This window comes from Burkholderia sp. Tr-20355 (genome assembly GCF_017104685.1).
Classification (GTDB): domain Bacteria; phylum Pseudomonadota; class Gammaproteobacteria; order Burkholderiales; family Burkholderiaceae; genus Burkholderia; species Burkholderia seminalis.
The window spans coordinates 23,960-41,289 of sequence record NZ_JAAGPK010000068.1 but is presented as its reverse complement, the minus strand read 5'-3'; the positions used below and the strand labels follow the sequence as shown (position 1 = coordinate 41,289).

At 69.3% G+C, this 17,330-nt stretch carries 18 protein-coding genes and 1 pseudogene; 9 read left to right on the top strand and 10 right to left on the bottom strand.

The features are described 5' to 3' along the window. The 5 genes and pseudogenes from G3N62_RS19030 to G3N62_RS19010 form a co-directional block, all read right to left on the bottom strand. Nucleotides 1–278: pseudogene (locus G3N62_RS19030) on the bottom strand (cytochrome c); the annotation flags it as partial. After that, nucleotides 269–670 (bottom strand): cytochrome C oxidase subunit I, encoded by a 402-nt coding sequence (locus G3N62_RS19025; RefSeq protein ID WP_124669507.1) that lies wholly within the window; start codon nucleotides 668–670, stop codon nucleotides 269–271. The gene G3N62_RS19025 and the pseudogene G3N62_RS19030, both read right to left, overlap by 10 nt. Further along, a complete protein-coding gene (gene ctaD / locus G3N62_RS19020; RefSeq protein ID WP_124669506.1) occupies nucleotides 667–3,303 on the bottom strand; it encodes a cytochrome c oxidase subunit I in 2,637 nt (878 codons plus the stop codon). The genes G3N62_RS19025 and ctaD overlap by 4 nt, the downstream gene beginning before the upstream one ends. 13 nt (nucleotides 3,304–3,316) lie before the next feature. Further along, nucleotides 3,317–4,324, bottom strand: a complete 1,008-nt coding sequence (coxB, locus tag G3N62_RS19015; RefSeq protein WP_241013145.1) for a cytochrome c oxidase subunit II — start codon at nucleotides 4,322–4,324, stop codon at nucleotides 3,317–3,319. 168 nt (nucleotides 4,325–4,492) lie between these two features. Continuing rightward, on the bottom strand, nucleotides 4,493–6,310 hold the full coding sequence (locus G3N62_RS19010; RefSeq protein WP_124669504.1) for a thiamine pyrophosphate-requiring protein: 1,818 nt from the start codon (nucleotides 6,308–6,310) through the stop codon (nucleotides 4,493–4,495). Nucleotides 6,311–6,435: 125 nt separating this feature from the next. On the opposite strand from G3N62_RS19010, the gene G3N62_RS19005 reads away from it, so the two are divergent. Beyond that, nucleotides 6,436–6,819: a DUF305 domain-containing protein gene (locus tag G3N62_RS19005; protein ID WP_034190032.1), complete on the top strand. Its 384-nt coding sequence runs from the start codon at nucleotides 6,436–6,438 to the stop codon at nucleotides 6,817–6,819. Between the two features lie 20 nt (nucleotides 6,820–6,839). On the opposite strand, the gene G3N62_RS36270 is transcribed toward G3N62_RS19005, so the two are convergent. Next, on the bottom strand, nucleotides 6,840–6,971 hold the full coding sequence (locus tag G3N62_RS36270; protein ID WP_260449317.1) for a hypothetical protein: 132 nt from the start codon (nucleotides 6,969–6,971) through the stop codon (nucleotides 6,840–6,842). An 18-nt stretch (nucleotides 6,972–6,989) separates the two neighbouring features. Between G3N62_RS36270 and G3N62_RS19000 the strand changes: the two genes are divergently transcribed. The 6 genes from G3N62_RS19000 (at nucleotide 6,990) to G3N62_RS18975 (ending at nucleotide 13,673) form a co-directional block, all read left to right on the top strand. Further along, complete coding sequence (locus tag G3N62_RS19000) at nucleotides 6,990–7,490, top strand: low affinity iron permease family protein (RefSeq protein WP_124669503.1); 501 nt, start codon at nucleotides 6,990–6,992, stop codon at nucleotides 7,488–7,490. Between the two features lie 156 nt (nucleotides 7,491–7,646). Further along, entirely contained in the window at nucleotides 7,647–8,126 is a 480-nt protein-coding gene (locus G3N62_RS18995; RefSeq protein ID WP_124669502.1) for a BON domain-containing protein, read from the top strand. A 53-nt stretch (nucleotides 8,127–8,179) separates the two neighbouring features. Next, the gene (locus tag G3N62_RS18990) at nucleotides 8,180–8,662 is read left to right on the top strand and encodes a hypothetical protein (RefSeq protein ID WP_034190035.1); all 483 of its coding nucleotides are present in this window, start codon (nucleotides 8,180–8,182) and stop codon (nucleotides 8,660–8,662) included. Nucleotides 8,663–9,012: 350 nt separating this feature from the next. Then, complete coding sequence (locus tag G3N62_RS18985; protein WP_124669501.1) at nucleotides 9,013–10,401, top strand: HlyD family secretion protein; 1,389 nt, start codon at nucleotides 9,013–9,015, stop codon at nucleotides 10,399–10,401. A gap of 88 nt (nucleotides 10,402–10,489) precedes the next feature. Further along, complete coding sequence (locus G3N62_RS18980; RefSeq protein ID WP_124669500.1) at nucleotides 10,490–12,082, top strand: DHA2 family efflux MFS transporter permease subunit; 1,593 nt, start codon at nucleotides 10,490–10,492, stop codon at nucleotides 12,080–12,082. Nucleotide 12,083: 1 nt separating this feature from the next. After that, nucleotides 12,084–13,673, top strand: a complete 1,590-nt coding sequence (locus G3N62_RS18975; RefSeq protein WP_124669499.1) for an efflux transporter outer membrane subunit — start codon at nucleotides 12,084–12,086, stop codon at nucleotides 13,671–13,673. A gap of 87 nt (nucleotides 13,674–13,760) precedes the next feature. On the opposite strand, the gene G3N62_RS18970 is transcribed toward G3N62_RS18975, so the two are convergent. Further along, nucleotides 13,761–14,471 (bottom strand): response regulator, encoded by a 711-nt coding sequence (locus G3N62_RS18970; protein WP_034190038.1) that lies wholly within the window; start codon nucleotides 14,469–14,471, stop codon nucleotides 13,761–13,763. 600 nt (nucleotides 14,472–15,071) lie between these two features. Here G3N62_RS18970 and G3N62_RS18965 point away from each other — a divergent pair. Further along, the gene (locus tag G3N62_RS18965; RefSeq protein ID WP_034190039.1) at nucleotides 15,072–15,293 is read left to right on the top strand and encodes a hypothetical protein; all 222 of its coding nucleotides are present in this window, start codon (nucleotides 15,072–15,074) and stop codon (nucleotides 15,291–15,293) included. A gap of 31 nt (nucleotides 15,294–15,324) precedes the next feature. Here G3N62_RS18965 and G3N62_RS18960 read toward each other — a convergent pair whose 3' ends face one another. The 3 genes from G3N62_RS18960 to G3N62_RS18950 form a co-directional block, all read right to left on the bottom strand. Next, on the bottom strand, nucleotides 15,325–15,864 hold the full coding sequence (locus G3N62_RS18960) for a GNAT family N-acetyltransferase (RefSeq protein WP_034190040.1): 540 nt from the start codon (nucleotides 15,862–15,864) through the stop codon (nucleotides 15,325–15,327). 219 nt (nucleotides 15,865–16,083) lie between these two features. Continuing rightward, on the bottom strand, nucleotides 16,084–16,305 hold the full coding sequence (locus G3N62_RS18955; protein WP_034190041.1) for a hypothetical protein: 222 nt from the start codon (nucleotides 16,303–16,305) through the stop codon (nucleotides 16,084–16,086). A gap of 65 nt (nucleotides 16,306–16,370) precedes the next feature. Beyond that, nucleotides 16,371–16,634: an HPr family phosphocarrier protein gene (locus G3N62_RS18950; protein ID WP_260449316.1), complete on the bottom strand. Its 264-nt coding sequence runs from the start codon at nucleotides 16,632–16,634 to the stop codon at nucleotides 16,371–16,373. Between the two features lie 333 nt (nucleotides 16,635–16,967). On the opposite strand from G3N62_RS18950, the gene G3N62_RS18945 reads away from it, so the two are divergent. Next, nucleotides 16,968–17,306: a zinc ribbon domain-containing protein YjdM gene (locus G3N62_RS18945; RefSeq protein ID WP_124669498.1), complete on the top strand. Its 339-nt coding sequence runs from the start codon at nucleotides 16,968–16,970 to the stop codon at nucleotides 17,304–17,306. The last annotated feature ends 24 nt before the right edge of the window (nucleotides 17,307–17,330 follow it).

Sequence of the window (17,330 nt, the reverse complement as noted above, 5' to 3'; positions counted from 1 at the left end):
CGCGACCGCCGCGGGTCGTGTTGCACGCGCGCGGACATCGATGCCCCGGCATCGGCTGCCGATGCGCGAATCTGCACGAAACGCCAGCCCGACGCGGGCTCGGGCGCTTCCGCGGCGGACGCCGCGTCGGCCGTATCGCCGGCGGCGGCCGCATTGTCGTCCTGCTGGAGGTCGCACGCGCAGAGCACGGCGCATACGGCGAGCGCGATACCCGCGCGGCGTCCCGGCACCCGGGCCGCCGCGCGCGACAGGAGCGACACGAACGGGATCAGTGCCATGGGCTGCACGGCCCCACGAAAGCGGTGACGATCCCCGTAAACACGAGACCGATCACGAAGCCGAGCGCGGCGAGCATCCCGCAGCGCGCGAGAAAACGCATGCTGTCGTCGTGCGTCGCGGCGGGCGCATCGGCGTCGTGGCGGTGCCGCCATGCACGTGCGAGCCACGTCGCGCAGGCCGCGGCCAGTGCGAACGCACACGCGGCGATCAGCGCGAGCCACACGCCGACGTGTGCCCAGCGCGGCACCGCCTGCGCGATGCCGAGCGGATAGCACGCGGTGGACGCGAGCGTTTCGGACACGAGCATCTGCGCGAACCACAGCGCCGGCGCACCGACGAGCCCGGCCGCGATTGCGAGCAGCGGCGTCCACGCGCGTCGCGCGCCGTTCATTCCGTGCTCCTGAGCCAGAACGGCGAGACGTACAGCGCGGTGAAGATGAACAGCCACACGAGGTCGACGAAGTGCCAGTAGAGTGCGCCGACCGTCAGCGCGACGCGCCGCTCGCGGTCGAAGAAGCCGGCGGCCGTCCAGCCGGCGAGCAGCGCGAGGATGGCGAGACCCGCGACGACGTGCGCGAGGTGGAATCCGGTGATCGTGAAATACAGGCTGCCGTACAGATGCGCGGTCGGGCCGTACGGATGGTCGCGCCATTCGTGCAGCTGGACCAGCGCGAACGCTGTGCCGAGCACCAGCGCGACGGCGAGCATCGCGACCGCGCGCCGCTGCCGGCCGGCCCGTACCGCGCGCTCGGCGAGCCATACGAACCCGCTGCTCGACAGCAGCACGACCGTGTTGACGGCCGCGAGCCCGATCTTCGGCATCCCTTCGGGCGGCCACGGGGCCGAGGTCTGCGACTGCAGATAGAAATAACAGAACAGCAGGTAGCCGAACAGTCCGGCCTCGGTCACGATCAGCGTCAGCACGCCCCACCAGCCGCCCGCGCGCGCGCCGCAACTGCCGACCGGCAGCGGCTCGACGCAGGGGGACGGCGCACCGTGGGGGAGCGTCGCCGACGGCGGTTCGTCCGGATGAAGGCCAGCGGCGGCGGGCGCCTGCGTGTCGGGGTGGGCCGCCAGGCCGGCGCGCTGCCCGAGCGTGCGGCGCGGCCACAGCCACGCGGCGGTCGCGATCGCGCAGCCGGCCACGGCCGCACCGACGAGCGCGGGCGAGCGCACGAGCATCGCCGCGAACACGGCGGTCGCGAGCAGCGCGAGCCCGAATGGAATGCAGGTGTCGTCGGGCATCTTCAGGATCGCGTTCGGCGTTGCGGAAAGCGGCGTGACCGCGAGCGCCTCGCGCCCGTCCGCGAGCCGGTAGCCGATGCGCACGCTGGTGCGACGCGCATCGTCGCGCGTCTCCCACAGCGGGTGCCGCGATGCGACGAGCGGCAGCGTCGCGAAGTTGTACACGGGCGTCGGCGACGTGACCGACCATTCGAGGCCGGCCGCGCCCCAGGGATTCTCGCCGGCGCGCGCGCCGCGCCGCGCGCTCACCAGCGCGTTGACGATGAACATCACGATGCCGATCCCGAACACGAACGAGCCTATCGTCGTCAGCAGGTTCGACGTATCCCAGCCCATTCCGGACGGATAGGTATAGATGCGGCGCGGCATCCCGAGCAGCCCGGAGACGTGCATCGGGAAGAAGCCGAGATTGAAGCCGATCAGCACGACCCAGAAGGTCCAGCGGCCGAACCGCTCGTTCATCATGCGTCCGGTGAATTTCGGGAACCAGTACGCGACGCCGCCGAGCACCGGGAACACGTTGATGCCGAGCAGCACGTAATGCAGGTGCGCGACGACGAAGTACGTGTCGGTGAGCTGCCAGTCGAGCGGCACGGCCGCCGTCATCACGCCCGACACGCCGCCGATCACGAACATCAGCACGAAGCCCGCGAAATACAGGAACGGCGTGCGGAACACCGGGCGGCCGGTCCAGATCGTCGCGATCCACGCGAACACCGCGACCGCGCTGGGGATCGAGATCAGCATGCTGGCCGCGCCGAAGAACGCGAGCGCGAGCGGCGCGATGCCCGTCGCGAACATGTGGTGGACCCACACTTCGAAGCCGATCAGCATCGTCGCCACTGTCGATACGGCGACGGCCTCGTACGCGACGAGCGGCCGCCGGCAGAAGGTCGGCAGCGCATCCGACACGATTCCCATCGCGGGCAGCACGACGACGTACACCCACGGATGCGCGAACATCCAGAACAGGTGCTGCCACAGGAGCGGCCGCCCGCCGTTCGCGACGTCGAAGAAATGCGTGCCGGCATTGCGGTCGAGCCACAGCAGCAGGAACGCAAGGCTCACCGACGGCACCGCGACGAGGTTCGCGACCGACGCCGTCAGCGTGCCCCACACGATGATCGGCAGCCGGTCGATCGACATGCCGTGCGCGCGCATCCGCAGCAGCGTGACGACGAAGTTCGCGGCGCCGCCGGTCGTCGAGATGCCAAGCAGGATCATGCCGAGCGCGTAGATGTCGATGTTCGCACCGGCACTGTAATCGAGCGACGTGAGCGGCACGTAGTTGAACCAGCCGCCGTCCGGCACCGCGCCGAGCGGGAAGCTCGCATACAGGAACAGCCCGGCGAACAGGAATACCCAGTACAAGAAGGCGTTCAGCCGCGGGAACGCCATGTCGCGCGAGCCGAGCATCAACGGCCAGAGGTAGTTCGCGAAGCCGGACAGCACGGGCAGCGCATACAGGAAGATCATCGTGACGCCGTGCATCGTGAACAGCGAGTCGTATTGCGCGGGCGTGAGCAGCGTCGCGTTCGGCCGCGCGAGCTGGATGCGCATCACGAGCGCCTCGACGCCGCCGAGCAGCAGGAACGCGAACGCGGTGACGATGTAGCGCAGGCCGATGCGCTTGTGATCGACCGTCCCGAGCCAGCCGCGCCAGCCGGGCGCCGATTCCCACAGCGCGGCCAGCGCACGCTCGTGCGCGGAGCCGGGCGGCGCGTCGCCGAGGTCGGGCACGCGGCTGAGCGGGGGCGGCGTGTCGCGGGCAATGGCCATCGGCATTCTCCGTTCAGTGCAGCGTGGCGAGATACGCGGCGAGATCGTCCGCGTCGCGCGGCGCGAGCGCGATCGACGGCATCAGCGATTGCGGCTTGATCTGCTGCGCCTGCGCGATCCAGCGGCGCAGGTTGTCGGGGGCGTTGTCGAGCGTGCCGGCCGCGAGCAGCCGGCGTGAGCCGACGTGCGTGAGATCGGGGCCCGCGTCGCCGACGGCGTCGGTGCCGTTTACCGCGTGGCAACCCGCGCAGCGCGCGGCGAATACGCGCCGGCCGCGCCGCTCGGCGTCGGTGCCTGGCACGGGAGCAGGGCGGCGCTGCGCGGCGAGCCATGCGCGAAACGCGGCGGGCGGCTCGGCCACCACTTCCAGTGCCATGTGCGCGTGCTGCGCGCCGCAGTATTGCGAGCACTGTCCGCGATAGACGCCCGGCCGGTCGGCCTGGAGCCATTGGCGATTGGTCTGGCCGGGGATCGTCTGCGTCTTGCCCGCGAGTTGCGGTACCCAGAACGCGTGGATCACGTCGGCGCTGTTCAGTTCGATCGCGACGGGCTCGCCCACCGGGATGTGCAGCTCGTTCGCGGTGACGAATGCGCTGCCGTTCGCGTCGGCCGGATAGCGCGCGGCCCACCACCAGTCGTGCGCGGTGACGACGAGCGTCAGCGCTGGCGGATGCGGCGGAGATGCCACCGCGCCAAGCACGCGCAGCATGTACACGAGCGCGCCGAACAGCAGCACGATCGAGATGCCGCTGCCGAGCGCGACGAACGTCACGCCGCTGCCCGGGCGGCCCGCGGGGGCGCGGCGGCGAAACAGCGCCACGAGCAGCAGCACCGCGATCGCGATGCACACGAACGTACAGAGCGCGAGCAGCGCCCAGCCGAGCACGAACACCGGCTGCGCGGCCGGCCCGGCCGCGTGCACGACGTACGCGAGCGGCAGCGGCCCGGCGGCTGCGCAGGTGGCGGCCGGCGCGACCGCGCAGGCGAATCCGGCGACGCGCGCGAGACGGCGCGCTTTCATGGGCGGCGGGACGGGCAACGCAACTCCTTGCGGCGGCGGGATGGCGGCAACCCCCGATCGAGCAATTTCCGTGCGTGCGATCGACACGGGGGTGCCGCCGCCGGGTTGCATGCGCAACGTCCGATGCGTTACAGCCGGCTTGTAATTCGGCGCCTGCGTCCGCCGGCGTTACGTGCCGCCCTTGCCGCCGTGCTCGCCGTTGCCCGGCAGTACGGCCGACAGCACTTGCCGCGCGGTTTCGACGATCACGCTGGTTTCGCGGCTATCGCCCTTCACCAGCGTTTCGGCGAAGTGCTTCGCCTGCTGGAGCGTCACGTGCGGCGGCAGCGGCGGCACCTCGGGATCGCTCTTGACTTCGAGCACGACCGGCCGGTCGGCCGCCAGTGCTTCGTCCCAGGCGGCGCCGAGCTGTTCGGGATCGTCGACGTAGATGCCTTTCAGGCCGAGCAGCGTTGCGAAGCGGTAGTACGGCACGTTCGGAATCTGCTGCGACGCGTCGAACTTCGGGTCGCCTTCCATCACGCGTTGCTCCCACGTGACCTGGTTCAGGTCCTCGTTGTTCAGCACCATGCAGATCCAGCGCGGATCGGGCCATTGCCGCCAGTATTTCGCGACCGTGATCAGTTCGGCCATGTTGTTCATCTGCATCGCGCCGTCGCCGACCATCGCAATGACCGGACGCGCCGGATGCGCGAACTTCGCGGCGATCGCGTAGGGCACCGCGGCGCCCATCGACGCAAGCCCGCCGGACAGCGAGCCCATCATCCCGCGCCGGATCATCAGGTCGCGCGCATACCAGTTTGCGCAGGAGCCCGAATCGCTCGTCAGGATCACGTCGTCGGGCAGCCGCGGCGACAGCTCGGTAAATGCGCGCTGCGGGTTCACGCCGCGCCCCGGCGTGGCCTTGGCGGCCGCCCGCGCCGCGAGCGTCTCGTGCCAGGCGTCGTTCCATGTCGCGATCCGCTCGCGCCAGCCGGTGTCGTCACGCGCCTTCAGCAGCGGCAGCAGCGCGCGCAGCGTTTCGGCGCTGTCGCCGACGAGGTTGACCTCCATCGGGTAGCGCAGGCTCAGCATGTCGGCCTTCAGGTCGATCTGTACGCCGCGCGCCTGGCCCTCCTTCGGCAGGAATTCCGAATACGGAAAACCTGAACCGACGACCAGCAGCGTGTCGCATTCGGTCATCAGCTCGTAGCTCGGCCTGGTGCCGAGCAGGCCGATCGAGCCGGTGACCCACGGCAGGTCGTCCGGCAGCGCAGTCTTGCCGAGCAGCGCCTTGGCGGCGCCCGCGCCGAGCCGGTCGGCCACCGCGATCACCTCGTCGGTCGCCTTCAGCGCGCCCGCGCCGACCAGCAGCGCGACCTTCTTGCCGGCGTTCAGTACGTCGGCCGCGCGCTGCAGGTCGTGGGCGTACGGCACGACTTTCGGCGCGGTGTAACCGATGCCCGAGTGCACGGTACCGTGCGCGCGTTTCGGCGGCGCGTAGTCGAGTTCCTGCAGGTCGTTCGGCAGCACGAGCGCGGTGACCGTGCGTGCGCCGAGCGCGGTGCGTATCGCGCGGTCGACCAGGTGACGCACCTGGCCGGGCACCGTCGCCATCTGGACGAATCCGCCGGCAACGTCCTTGAACAGCGCCGGAAGATCGACTTCCTGCTGGTAGTGGCCGCCGAGTGCCGCCCGTGCCTGCTGGCCGACGATCGCGAGCACCGGCATGTGGTCGAGCCGCGCGTCGTACAGGCCCGTCACGAGGTGCGACGCGCCCGGGCCGGACGTCGCGACGCACACGCCGAGCTCGCCTGTAAATTTTGCGTGCGCGGAGGCCATGAAGGCGGCCATCTCCTCGTGGCGCGCCTGGATGAATTCGATCTTGCCGTCTGCGCGGTTAAGCGCACCGAAAAAACCGTTGATGCCGTCGCCCGGGTAGCCGTAGAGGCGACGCACGCCCCAGTCGTACAGCCGCTCGACGATGAAATCCGCCACTGTCGCCATGCCGTTTCTCCTTGATTCGCGATGAGCCGATGCCGGCTGTCGCGCAAGGCATGTGCCGCGCCGGGCACAGCGGTTGCATGCGGTGGGCGCGTACGATCCGTCAACCTTTATCGAGGATGCGCCACATGACTGCATTCAACCGTTTATCCGCGCGCCGTTGCGCCGCCTGCTTGATGCTCGCGGCCTGCGCGTCGGCGCTGCCCGCTGCGGCACAGTTGCGCCCCGCCGAGCCGGCCAGCGTGCCCGACTCGTCCACGCAGGCTTTCAAGCGCGCCGACCGCAGGATGATGGACGCGATGGACGCCGCGCGGTACACGGGCGACGCCGATCGCGATTTCGTCGCGCACATGGCGCCGCATCACCAGGGGGCGATCGATATGGCGCAGGTCGAGCTGAAATACGGTAAGGACCCGACGCTGCGGCAGCTCGCCAGCCGGATCGTCGCCGCGCAGCGCGACGAGATCGCGCTGATGGAGCGCTGGCAGAAGGAGCATGGCAACGCGCCGTGAGCCGTAAAGACCGCAAGGCTTCAGCGGCGATGCGGGCACGCGTGATGCTCGTCGGTCATGCGCAGATACGGGACCGAACCCCGGGCGGCTTCGTGCGCGACCGACGTGGCCGGACGCGGCACGGGAATCCGCGTGCGCAACCAGATCAACATCCGATAGCCGGAGACATCATGCGCGAATCCCAAGACTCACAGCCCGAGCGTTGCGACGCGGGCAAGGCCGGCAAATCCGCCGGGCAGGCCGGGCATCCCGTCACGCACGCGTTCGAACGCTTCGCGTCGCACGTGACCACCTGGGCCGGTTCGCCGGTCGCGTTCGGCAGCGCGGTGGCGATCACGGTGCTGTGGCTCGTCACGGGGCCCGTGTTTCACTATTCGGATGCGTGGCAACTCGTGATCAATACCGGCACGACGATCATCACCTTCCTGATGGTGTTCCTGCTGCAGCGCAACCAGAACCGCGACAGCGTCGCGCTGCACCTGAAGCTCGACGAGCTCCTGGCCGTCACGCATGCGGCGAGCGACCGGCTGATCGGGATCGAGGACGCATCGGAAGCAGAACTGCGCGCGATGGCGCAGACCTACCTCGACATAGCGCAGCAGGCCGCGGATCGGGAAGACGAAGCGGGCACGAACCGCCCGGCGACGGCCGACACGCCGCCCGAATCGTGACCGGGCGGCGTGCGCGCCGATGATTTTTCAAACGCTTGTCGTTTCTGTCGCCGTATCGCGTGGCGACGGCGGATGCGCGGCACGCGCGCGGGGAACGGCATGTGCTCGACGTCCTCACGAAGCCCGGTCGTTCCGGGTATTGCCCACGGTGCCTCCATGAACTCCAGAACGCCTTCGAATCCCGTGTTGAATCTTGCGGTGGCCGTTGCCTGCGGCGCGGCCGCGATGTACTTCCTCGATCCGTCGTCCGGCCGGCGGCGGCGCGCGTATCTTCGCGACAAGGCGGCTGCGGGCCGTCACGACGTGGCGGACTATGCGGCCACGCAGGCGAAGCGGGCGGCCGCGCATGCGCGCGGCACGATCGCCGGCCTGCGGGCAGACTGGCTTGCGGGCGAAGCGAGCGACGTGCAGGTGGCCGAGCGCGTACGCTCGGCACTCGGCCGTCTCGTCGGCCACCCGCGCGACGTCGACGTGAGCGTCGAGCGCGGACAGGTGCGCCTGACCGGCCAGATCGACGAATCCGAACGACAGGCGATCGTCGACGGCGTGACCGCGCTGCATGGCGTGCAAGGCGTCGAAGACGCGATGGGCGCGCGCAGCGAGTACAAGGCGCCGCTCGACGGCCACTCGCGCTGATGCCACCGCGGCTGCCCGCCGCGACAGCCCGACGCCTCATCCGGAGCAAGCCCATGACCGAACGCCAGCCTCCCGACACGACGCCTCCGCCTGCGGAGCCCACGGCGCGCGACGCCCTCGAACATCTGCTCGGCAGCCTGCACCGTCACGGCTACTTGCACTTCGCGAACGAGGTCGTCAGCGCGAACGCGCGGCTGGCCGACACGTTCGTCGACGCGCTCGACAAGCCCGGCATGCGGAGCGGCATGCAGAATCTCGCAGTGCTTCTGACGGCGCTGTCGCGCATTCCGACTGATCAATTCGGACGCGCCGCGTTCGCGGCCGCCGACGCGCTGCATCACGTCGGCGCGTGGCAGCCGGCGCAGCATCCGCATGTCGCGCCCGGCGTGCGCGGCGTCTACCGGCTGCTGCACGACGAAGCGCTGTGGGATGCGCTGACGCCGTTGATCGAAGGATTGAAGGTGTTTGCGCAAGGGCTCGCGCGCGAGCCGCAGACGCCGGTTGCCGGGTTCGACGAGACGACGAAAGACGCGTGACGGTGTCCGGTCGAACGTCGTCCTCGAATCGTGCGGGACAGACGGGCGATTGAAAGCTTCGAGACGATCCCCCGCGACGCGTACTCCTGTATCCCTGTTCCCATGCCGCCGCCGCGCTCCGCGATTTTTCAACGGCTTGTCATTTCTGCCGCGACCTTCGTCGAGAGAGCCGGGGGAGAGCCAAATCGGCGATGTCATGGTGCGCCCCAGCGGACCGGATGAACAGAGGACAAGTGCATGGCCGATTGGGATCGCCATCGCAGCCGGGCCGGGCCCGCGGTTTGCTGGAGGGCGGGTTTGAGGCGGACGTGTGCAATGGCGCATGCGGCCGCCGCCCGGAGTCCTGTTCGATGTCCGATGCCATCCTGTGTCCGTGGTCCGTTCGCGAGCGAAGGCGCGTCGTATTGCGGCGTGGTCCGAGCCGGCGCACGGCGATCGTTCCGACACGCGCCGCTTCCGTGTTGCCGACGTCGGGCCGGGCGCGCTTCACGGCGGCCGAATCCATGCCGCCCGCCGTCGCGCGCGCGGGCGACGGCGGCAATTCGCCGGACAGCGGCCGGCGTGACGGCCCTGCACCGGGCCACCGCGCCGATCAGCCGACCGACGCGCCGGGCGGCGGTGGCGGCGATGGCCATCCGCACGACGACCGCGGCGGCCGCACCGGCGGCGACGGCGACGGCAACAACGGCGAAGGCGAACGCCGGCGGTCCGGCAAGAAACCGTTGATCATCCTCGGCGTGGTGCTGTGCGTGCTGCTCGTCGCGGCGCTCGTGTGGTGGTTCGCGACGCGCAACCAGGAAAGCACCGACGACGCGTACACCGACGGCAACGCGGTGGCGGTCGCGCCGCACGTGTCCGGCTACGTGACGCGGCTGGCCGTCGACGACAACACGTTCGTGCGGCGCGGCGACGTGCTCGTCGAGATCGATCCGCGCGACTACCGCGCCCAGGTCGATGCCGCGCAGGCGCAGCTCGGTCTCGCCCAGGCCCAGCTCGACGCGTCGCGCGTGCAGCTCGACATCGCGCGCGTGCAGTACCCGGCCCAGTACCGGCAGGCACGCGCGCAGATCGAATCGGCGGAAGCGGCTTACCGCCAGGCACTCGCCGCGCAGGAGCGGCAGCGCGCGGTCGATGCGCGCGCGACGTCGCAGCAGGCGATCGACGCGGCCGACGCGCAGCGCGCCAGCGCCGACGCGAACGTCGCGATGGCCCAGGCCCAGGCGCGCACCGCGAGCCTCGTGCCACAGCAGATCCGGCAGGCCGAGACGGCCGTCGAGGAACGCCGGCAGCAGGTGCTGCAGGCGCGCGCGCAGCTCGACACGGCCAACCTGAACCTGTCGTACTGCGAGATGCGTGCACCGTCCGACGGCTGGGTCACACGCCGCAACGTGCAGCTTGGCTCGTTCCTGCAGCCGGGCACGTCGATCTTCTCGATCGTGACGCCGCGGATCTGGATCACCGCGAACTTCAAGGAGTCGCAGCTCGAACGGATGCGCATCGGCGACCGCGTCGACGTGTCGGTCGACGCGTATCCCGATCTCGCCCTGCACGGCCGCATCGACAGCATCCAGCTCGGCAGCGGTTCGCGCTTTTCCGCGTTCCCCGCCGAGAACGCCACCGGCAATTTCGTGAAGATCGTGCAGCGCGTGCCGGTGAAGATCGTGCTCGACGGCCCGCTGCCGACCCGTCCGCCGCTCGGTCTCGGCCTGTCGGTCGAACCGACCGTGCACCTGAAATGACTGGCCGCCGCGCCGCGGCCGGGTTCGACCGGAGCGATCGACTCATGCCTGCCATCCGCCTGTCGTTGCCGTTTCCCGGAGCGTGCCGGTGAACCGGCCGCCCGACCGGCCGGCTTCGTCCGGCGACGCATGGCGGCCGGCCGCGAACCCGTGGCTCGTCGCGATCGTCGTCACGCTCGCCGCGTTCATGGAGGTGCTCGACACGACGATCGTCAACGTCGCGCTGCCGCACATTGCCGGCACGATGTCCGCGAGTTACGACGAGGCGACCTGGACGCTCACGTCGTACCTCGTCGCGAACGGCATCGTGCTGCCGATCTCGGGTTTCCTCGGGCGCCTGATGGGCCGCAAGCGCTACTTCCTGCTGTGCATCGCCGCGTTTACCGTGTGTTCGTTCCTCTGCGGCGTCGCGACCAATCTCGGCGAACTGATCGTGTTCCGCGTGCTGCAGGGGCTGTTCGGCGGCGGGCTGCAGCCGAACCAGCAGTCGATCATCCTCGACACGTTTCCGCCCGCGCAGCGCAATCGCGCGTTCTCGATCTCGGCGATCGCGATCGTCGTCGCGCCGGTGCTGGGGCCGACGCTCGGCGGCTGGATCACCGACCATTTCTCGTGGCGCTGGGTGTTCCTGCTGAACGTGCCGATCGGCGCGCTGACCGTGCTCGCGGTGATGCAGCTCGTCGAGGATCCGCCGTGGCGGCGCGGCGCCGAACGCGGGATCTCCGTCGACTACATCGGCATCGGGCTGATCGCGATCGGCCTCGGCTGCCTGCAGGTGATGCTCGATCGCGGCGAGGACGAGGACTGGTTCGGCTCCCCCTTCATCCGGGTGTTCGCGGTGCTGTCGGCGCTCGGGCTCGTCGGCGCGACGCTGTGGCTGCTGCGCACGAAAAAGCCGGTGGTCGACCTGTCGTGCCTGCGCGATCGCAACTTCGCCCTCGGCTGCGTGACGATCGCGACGTTCGCGGCCGTGCTGTACGGCAGCGCGGTGATCGTGCCGCAGCTCGCGCAACAGCACCTCGGCTATACGGCGACGCTCGCCGGGCTCGTGCTGTCGCCCGGCGCGTTGCTGATCACGCTCGAAATCCCGGTCGTGAGCCGGCTGATGCCGCACGTGCAGACGCGCTATCTCGTCGGCTTCGGCTTCGTGCTGCTGTCCGGCGCGCTCGTCTATTCGCGCATGCTGGTGCCCGATATCGACTACCTGCATCTCGTGCTGATCCGCTGCGCGCAGTCGCTCGCGATCGGTTTCATGTTCGTGCCGATCACGACGCTCGCCTACCTGACCGTGCCGCAGCGGCTCAATGACGACGCGTCCGCGCTGTTCACGATGTTCCGCAACGTCGCGGGCTCGATCGGCATCTCGGTGTCGACCGCGTTGATCCGCGAGCGCACGCAGGCGCGGATGGCGCATCTGTCCACGCACATGTCGCCGCTGTCGCAGAACTTCCAGGACGCGCTGCAGCAGAACGCGCAAGCGATCGGCGCGCTGACGGGCGCGCGGCCGGCGGCCGCGCTGCAGACGGCCACCGGGCGGCTGTACGAGACGTTCGTCGCGCAGGCGACGATCCTCGCGTATATCGACGTGTTCGCGATCCTCGCGGTGTTCTGCGCGTTCAGCATTCCGCTGACGTTCCTGTTTTCGCCGGCGAAGGCCGCGCGCGGCGCGGGAGGGCATTGAGATGAGTGCGTGCCGCGACAGCCGCCGCCGCCGGATTCGTTCCGTCGCGGGCGATGCCGCCATGCTATTCCTTGCATGCGCAACGATATCGGGGTGCACCGTCGGGCCCGACTACCAGCCGCCGCACGCGGAGGTTCCGCCTGCCTGGCATGCGATGCAGGCGGCGCCCGCGTCGGACGTCGCGGCGCGCTCCGCGCCGGTAACTGATGCGGATCCCGATCCCCGCTGGTGGCATGCGTTCGGCGATCCGGTGCTCGACCGGCTCGTCGAGCGTGCGGCGCGCGACAACCTCGACGTGCAGGCCGCCGTGCTGCGCATCGAGCAGGCTCGCGCGCAGGTTCGGGCGGCTGCCGCGCAAGGCCTGCCCGACGTGCGCGCGAACGCAAGCTACCAGCGCGAACAACTCGGCCTGCGAGGCATCGTCGAGGAGCAGGGCATCGACCAGCGAGTCGACCGGCTCGGCGCACCGGGCTCGCCGCTCGACCGGTTCGGGCCCGGGACCGGCGCGAGCGTGCGGCAAGGCGCGCGCGGCGTGCTCGATGCCCTCGAGGCGCCGGTCAACCTGTGGCAGGCCGGGTTCGATGCATCGTGGGAGCTCGACCTGTTCGGGCGCGTGCGCCGCTCGGTCGAGGCGGCCGGCGCACAGGCGAGTGCGGCGGTCGCGAGCCGCGACGACGCGCTGCTGTCGCTCGAAGCCGAAGTCGCGCAGACCTATCTGCAACTGCGTGGCGCGCAGGCGCAACGCGCACTGGCCGAGGACCTGCAGCGCGCGCAGCGCGAACTGCTTGACCTGACGCGCGAGCAAGCCGCGCACGGGCTCGCGAGCGACCTCGACGTACGGGCGGCCGAGGCGCGGCTCGCGCAGATCCGCGCGCAACTGCCGCAATTCGACCAGCAGATCGTGCTGCTGCGCAACGGCCTGGCGTATCTGGTCGGCGGCGCGCCGGGCGCGCTCGACGATTGGCTGGCCGCGCCGGCCACGCTGCCCGGCGTGCCGCCGACCGTGCCTGTCGGCCTGCCGTCGACGCTCGCGCGCCGGCGCCCCGATATCCGCCGGGCGGAGGCCGACCTCCATGCGGCCACCGCCGACGTCGGCGTCGCGGTCGCGCAGTTCTATCCGGACATTTCGCTGACGGGGCAGGTCGGCCTGCGCGCGTCGCACGTGCGGGAGCTGGCGCACTGGTCGCACCTGTTCTATGCGTTCGGGCCGGCCGTTTCGCTGCCGATCTTTTCCGGCGGCGCGCTCGTGTCGAACTTGAGGCTGTCGCAGGCCCGCCAGGCCGAAGCCGCACTGGCCTACCGGCAGGCCGTGCTCGTCGCGCTGCGCGACGTCGACAATGCACTGGCCGTGTATCGCACCGACCAGGCGCGTGCGGCGGCGCTCGACGATGCGGTGAAGGCCGAACAGGGGGCGCTGGATCTTGCGCGCGATCGCTACCGGAAGGGGTTGTCGCCGTTCCTCGACGTACTGGATGCCGAACGGCAGTGGTCGCAGGGGCGGCAAGACGCCGAGCAGGGAACCCTGCAGACGACGACCGACCTCGTCGCGCTTTACAAAGCCTTGGGCGGCGGATGGCAGGCCGGACGCTGATCCGGCACACGTGCGGCAGCCGCGGGCGCATGCCGGACGTCGCGGCCCGAGCACCGTGCAACGCCGCATGGTTGCGCGCGCAGCGAATCACTCCCACGCGTGCTTGCTGAACTGATAACCCTTGGAGCGAATGGTCTTGATCCGTTTAGGCTCGGTCGCGTCGTCGCGCAGTTTGCGGCGCAGCTTCGAGATGCGGCCGTCGATCGAACGATCGAGGCCATCGAACGCGATGCCGCGCAGCAGCAACGTCAGGTCGGCGCGGCTGACTACTTCGCCGGCGCGGCACGCAAGGGCCCACAGCAGGTCGAATTCGGTCGACGTCAGGCGCGGCACGCTGCCGTCGGGAAGGTGGACGCGGCGATCCGTGCGGTCGATCGAGAGCTTGCCGAACGTGAACCGCTGCGGCGATTCCGGCCCGCGGTCGGCCGGCTGCGGGCGTGCCCGCCGCAACTGCGCCTTGATCCGCGCGAGCAGGATGCGCGGCTCGACCGGCTTGCGGAGAAAGTCGTCGGCGCCCAGTTCCAGGCCGAGCAACTCGTCGAACGGTTCGTCGCGGGCCGTCATCATGATGAGGATGCCGTCGTATTGCGTGCGCGCCGCGCGGCAGATCTCGAAGCCGTCCTTGCCCGGCAGGTTGATGTCGAGCAGCACCAGGTCCGGGCGGCTCGCGATGATCGTCGCCGCCGCGCCCGTGCCGTCGGACAGCGTGTCCACCTGGTAATGATGCTGGCGCAGATAGTCGGCGATCAGCGCGGACAGGGGGACGTCGTCTTCGACGAGCAGGATTCGGATGGGCATCGCGGAACGAGGGGGGAAACGGGAAAGTGGCGAGCGGTCAGGCCCAGTCCGAACGCGGGGTAGCCGACGCGACGTGCATGGTACTGCGCGACATTCCGACGGAATGTGACGAAATCTGATTCGTTCGGTGAGCGTATCGATGGGGGGACCGCCGCTGCCTGGCGAAGCGGCGAATGGCTGTCGGCGTGCAGACGCACGTTTGGCCGAAACGGTCGGCGCGATAGCCGGCGCGGGGCCGGCGAGGATGCGCGATCGGGCATCCTTCAGACGAAAACGTTTGCGGAAAATCCGTTGTTTCCACCGTCGTCTGTATGGGCGAAACCGAGGCCAGGCAAGGTTACTCGACATATCATTACAAAATATTACCAATGTCGCCGAGTATCCGTCCCTACAATTTCGGCACCTGTCGCGCGCGCCGGACGGATCGCGATTCGTTGCAGGTGCGCGGGGCGGGGAGCCGGGTCGCGCCGCACGAAATCCACGCGGGGATCATCGCGCCGAAGGCGGCACCGCCGCCTCGAGCCGCGCTTTCCGCGCGGGCACCCGATCCGTTTCCCGTCCGGCAACACGAAGCGGATATTCGCTTCCTTTGGGAATGGCATGAGATTCAGAAAACGCACCAGTTATGTCGATGCAACACGGTGGTTCGCCGACGGCGATCATGACCGGGTGAAGAGCCGTCACGGCGTTTGGGCCATCGCGACGCCGGAAGGCTGGCGCACGGTGAAGCCGGGCGACTGGATCCTGCTCGATGAATGCGGAAACTGCTGGCCGATGGACGACAGTCTTTTCAGGCATTTCTACGAACCGGCAGCGGAGTGAGGCGGCCGCCGGATTAACGCGGTATTCGCGTCTATCGACGCCTGCGCGAGAACAGCAACGAATCGGCGTCGTTGAAGCGGATGCGTTCCGGTTCGCCATACCCGGCCTTCTCCGCCACGCGGATCGACGCGACGTTGGTCGGCGCGATCAGGCACACGCTGCGCTCGAAGCGCTGCTGCCCGTCGAGCCACGCCAGCGCGGCCGCGAGCGCCTCGGTCGCATAGCCCTTGCCGTGCGCCCAGCTCGCGAGCGCCCAGCCGGCTTCCGGCACGCCGCGCACCGACGGCTCGATGTTCCGGTGGAAATCCGCGAAGCCGAGATCGCCGACATAGCGCCCTGACGCCTTCTCGCGAATCGCCCAGTAGCCGTAGCCGAGCAGCGGCCACAGCCCGCGATACGCGAGCATGCGCATCCACGAATCGCGCGGCGCGGACGGCTGGCCGTTGAAGATGTGCGCGACGACCGCCGGCTCGGCCCACATCGCCGCAAGCGCGTCGAAGTCGCCGAGCGGATGGCCTTCGAGGACGAGGCGGGGCGTGTCGAGAACGGGCGGGGAAGAGACCGGCGGCATCGAGGTTTCCGGAACAGGGTTGAACAGAACAACCAGGCCGTCAAGGCGCCGAAATCATATCAAAACCCCTGCGCGGCGGTGGCGGCGTCGCGCAGCCGCTGTTGCCCGATGCAACGGGAATCCGCATGGCCGCGGGCATCCCCGCCGTGGAACCCCGTGCGGCCGCAACCGGCAATCGGGCTCCTCCCGTGCAAGGCAAGGCCGCTCGCGGGCGGCGGCCTATTTCCGGCTTTTCAGGAAGGTCCGCCCTTCGGCCGTGATCGACGCGCCGGAGCGGCCGTGCACCGGATGACTGACGAAGCCGGCGCTGACGAGCTCCCGCGCGATCGACCAGCCGAGTGCCGGCGCATCGCGTCCGTAGCGGACATCGGCGAGGCGTTCCAGCGCCCAGATGGCGGAGGCGGACAGGTTGGGGGTGTTGGACATGTCGGTATCGCTCATCGCTTCCTCGGGGAGTGGAGATTCGGGGGGCGCGGCGCAATGCCGCGAGACGGGTGGCGCAAGCATCAGCGCGCCTGGAGCAGCGGCAGCAGCGCGTGCAGCGCGGCTTCTTCATCGGGCCCGGTGGCCAGCACCTGGGCCGACGTGCCGCCGTGTACCTGCAGCGACGCGATGGCCGCGCTGTCCTTCGCGTTCCCGCTGAGCCCGTTCGCGATCAGCAGGATGTTGCTTTCGAAGCGGCGCGCTGCGTCGGCGGTTGCGTCGCGGGCGGCGGCACCGCGGTTGCGGTTCCACGCCGAGCCGATCTGAACGTACACAACGGTTGCCACGATGCTGGAAATCCTCCGGACGGGGGCGGGATCGATGTGCGGCGTGCACCGTCGGGCCGGGCTTTCGCGGTTTTCCGCGGGAGCGCGGCGCGCGATCCGGTGCGAACTTGCAGACATCCTCAGTAAAGCTGCCTTCAAGTTCGCTGAATATCGTGAAGTCGAGGATTATAATGCATCGGTCAGGATATGTGTATTGCATTATAATGTCGTGTGCGCCGATGGCGACCTGCGCGTCCCTGGCAGGCGTGTCCCGGTTGCATGACCGGCCGGGTGTGCAACCTGCCCGCCCGGCATTTTCCTGACCGATCCAACTCCTCCCGAATGGAAGCTGCAATGAACGCCGCCCCCGCCTGCCCGCAATGCGCGATGGAAAACACTTACCCGGACGGCACGCTGACCGTCTGCGCCGACTGCGGCCATGAATGGTCGGCGGGTGCCGAAGTGGTCGACGAACCGGCGGGTGACGTCGTCAAGGATGCGAATGGCAACGTGCTGTCGGACGGCGATTCGGTCGTGCTGATCAAGGATTTGCGCGTGAAGGGCTCGTCGATCACGCTGAAGATGGGTACCAAGGTGAAGAGTATCAGGCTCGTCGGCGGCGATCACGAAGTCGATTGCAAGACCGACCTGGGCGGCTTCATGCTGAAGGCCTGCTACCTGAAGAAGGTCTGAGCGCACGTCGCGCCCGGCCGTTTT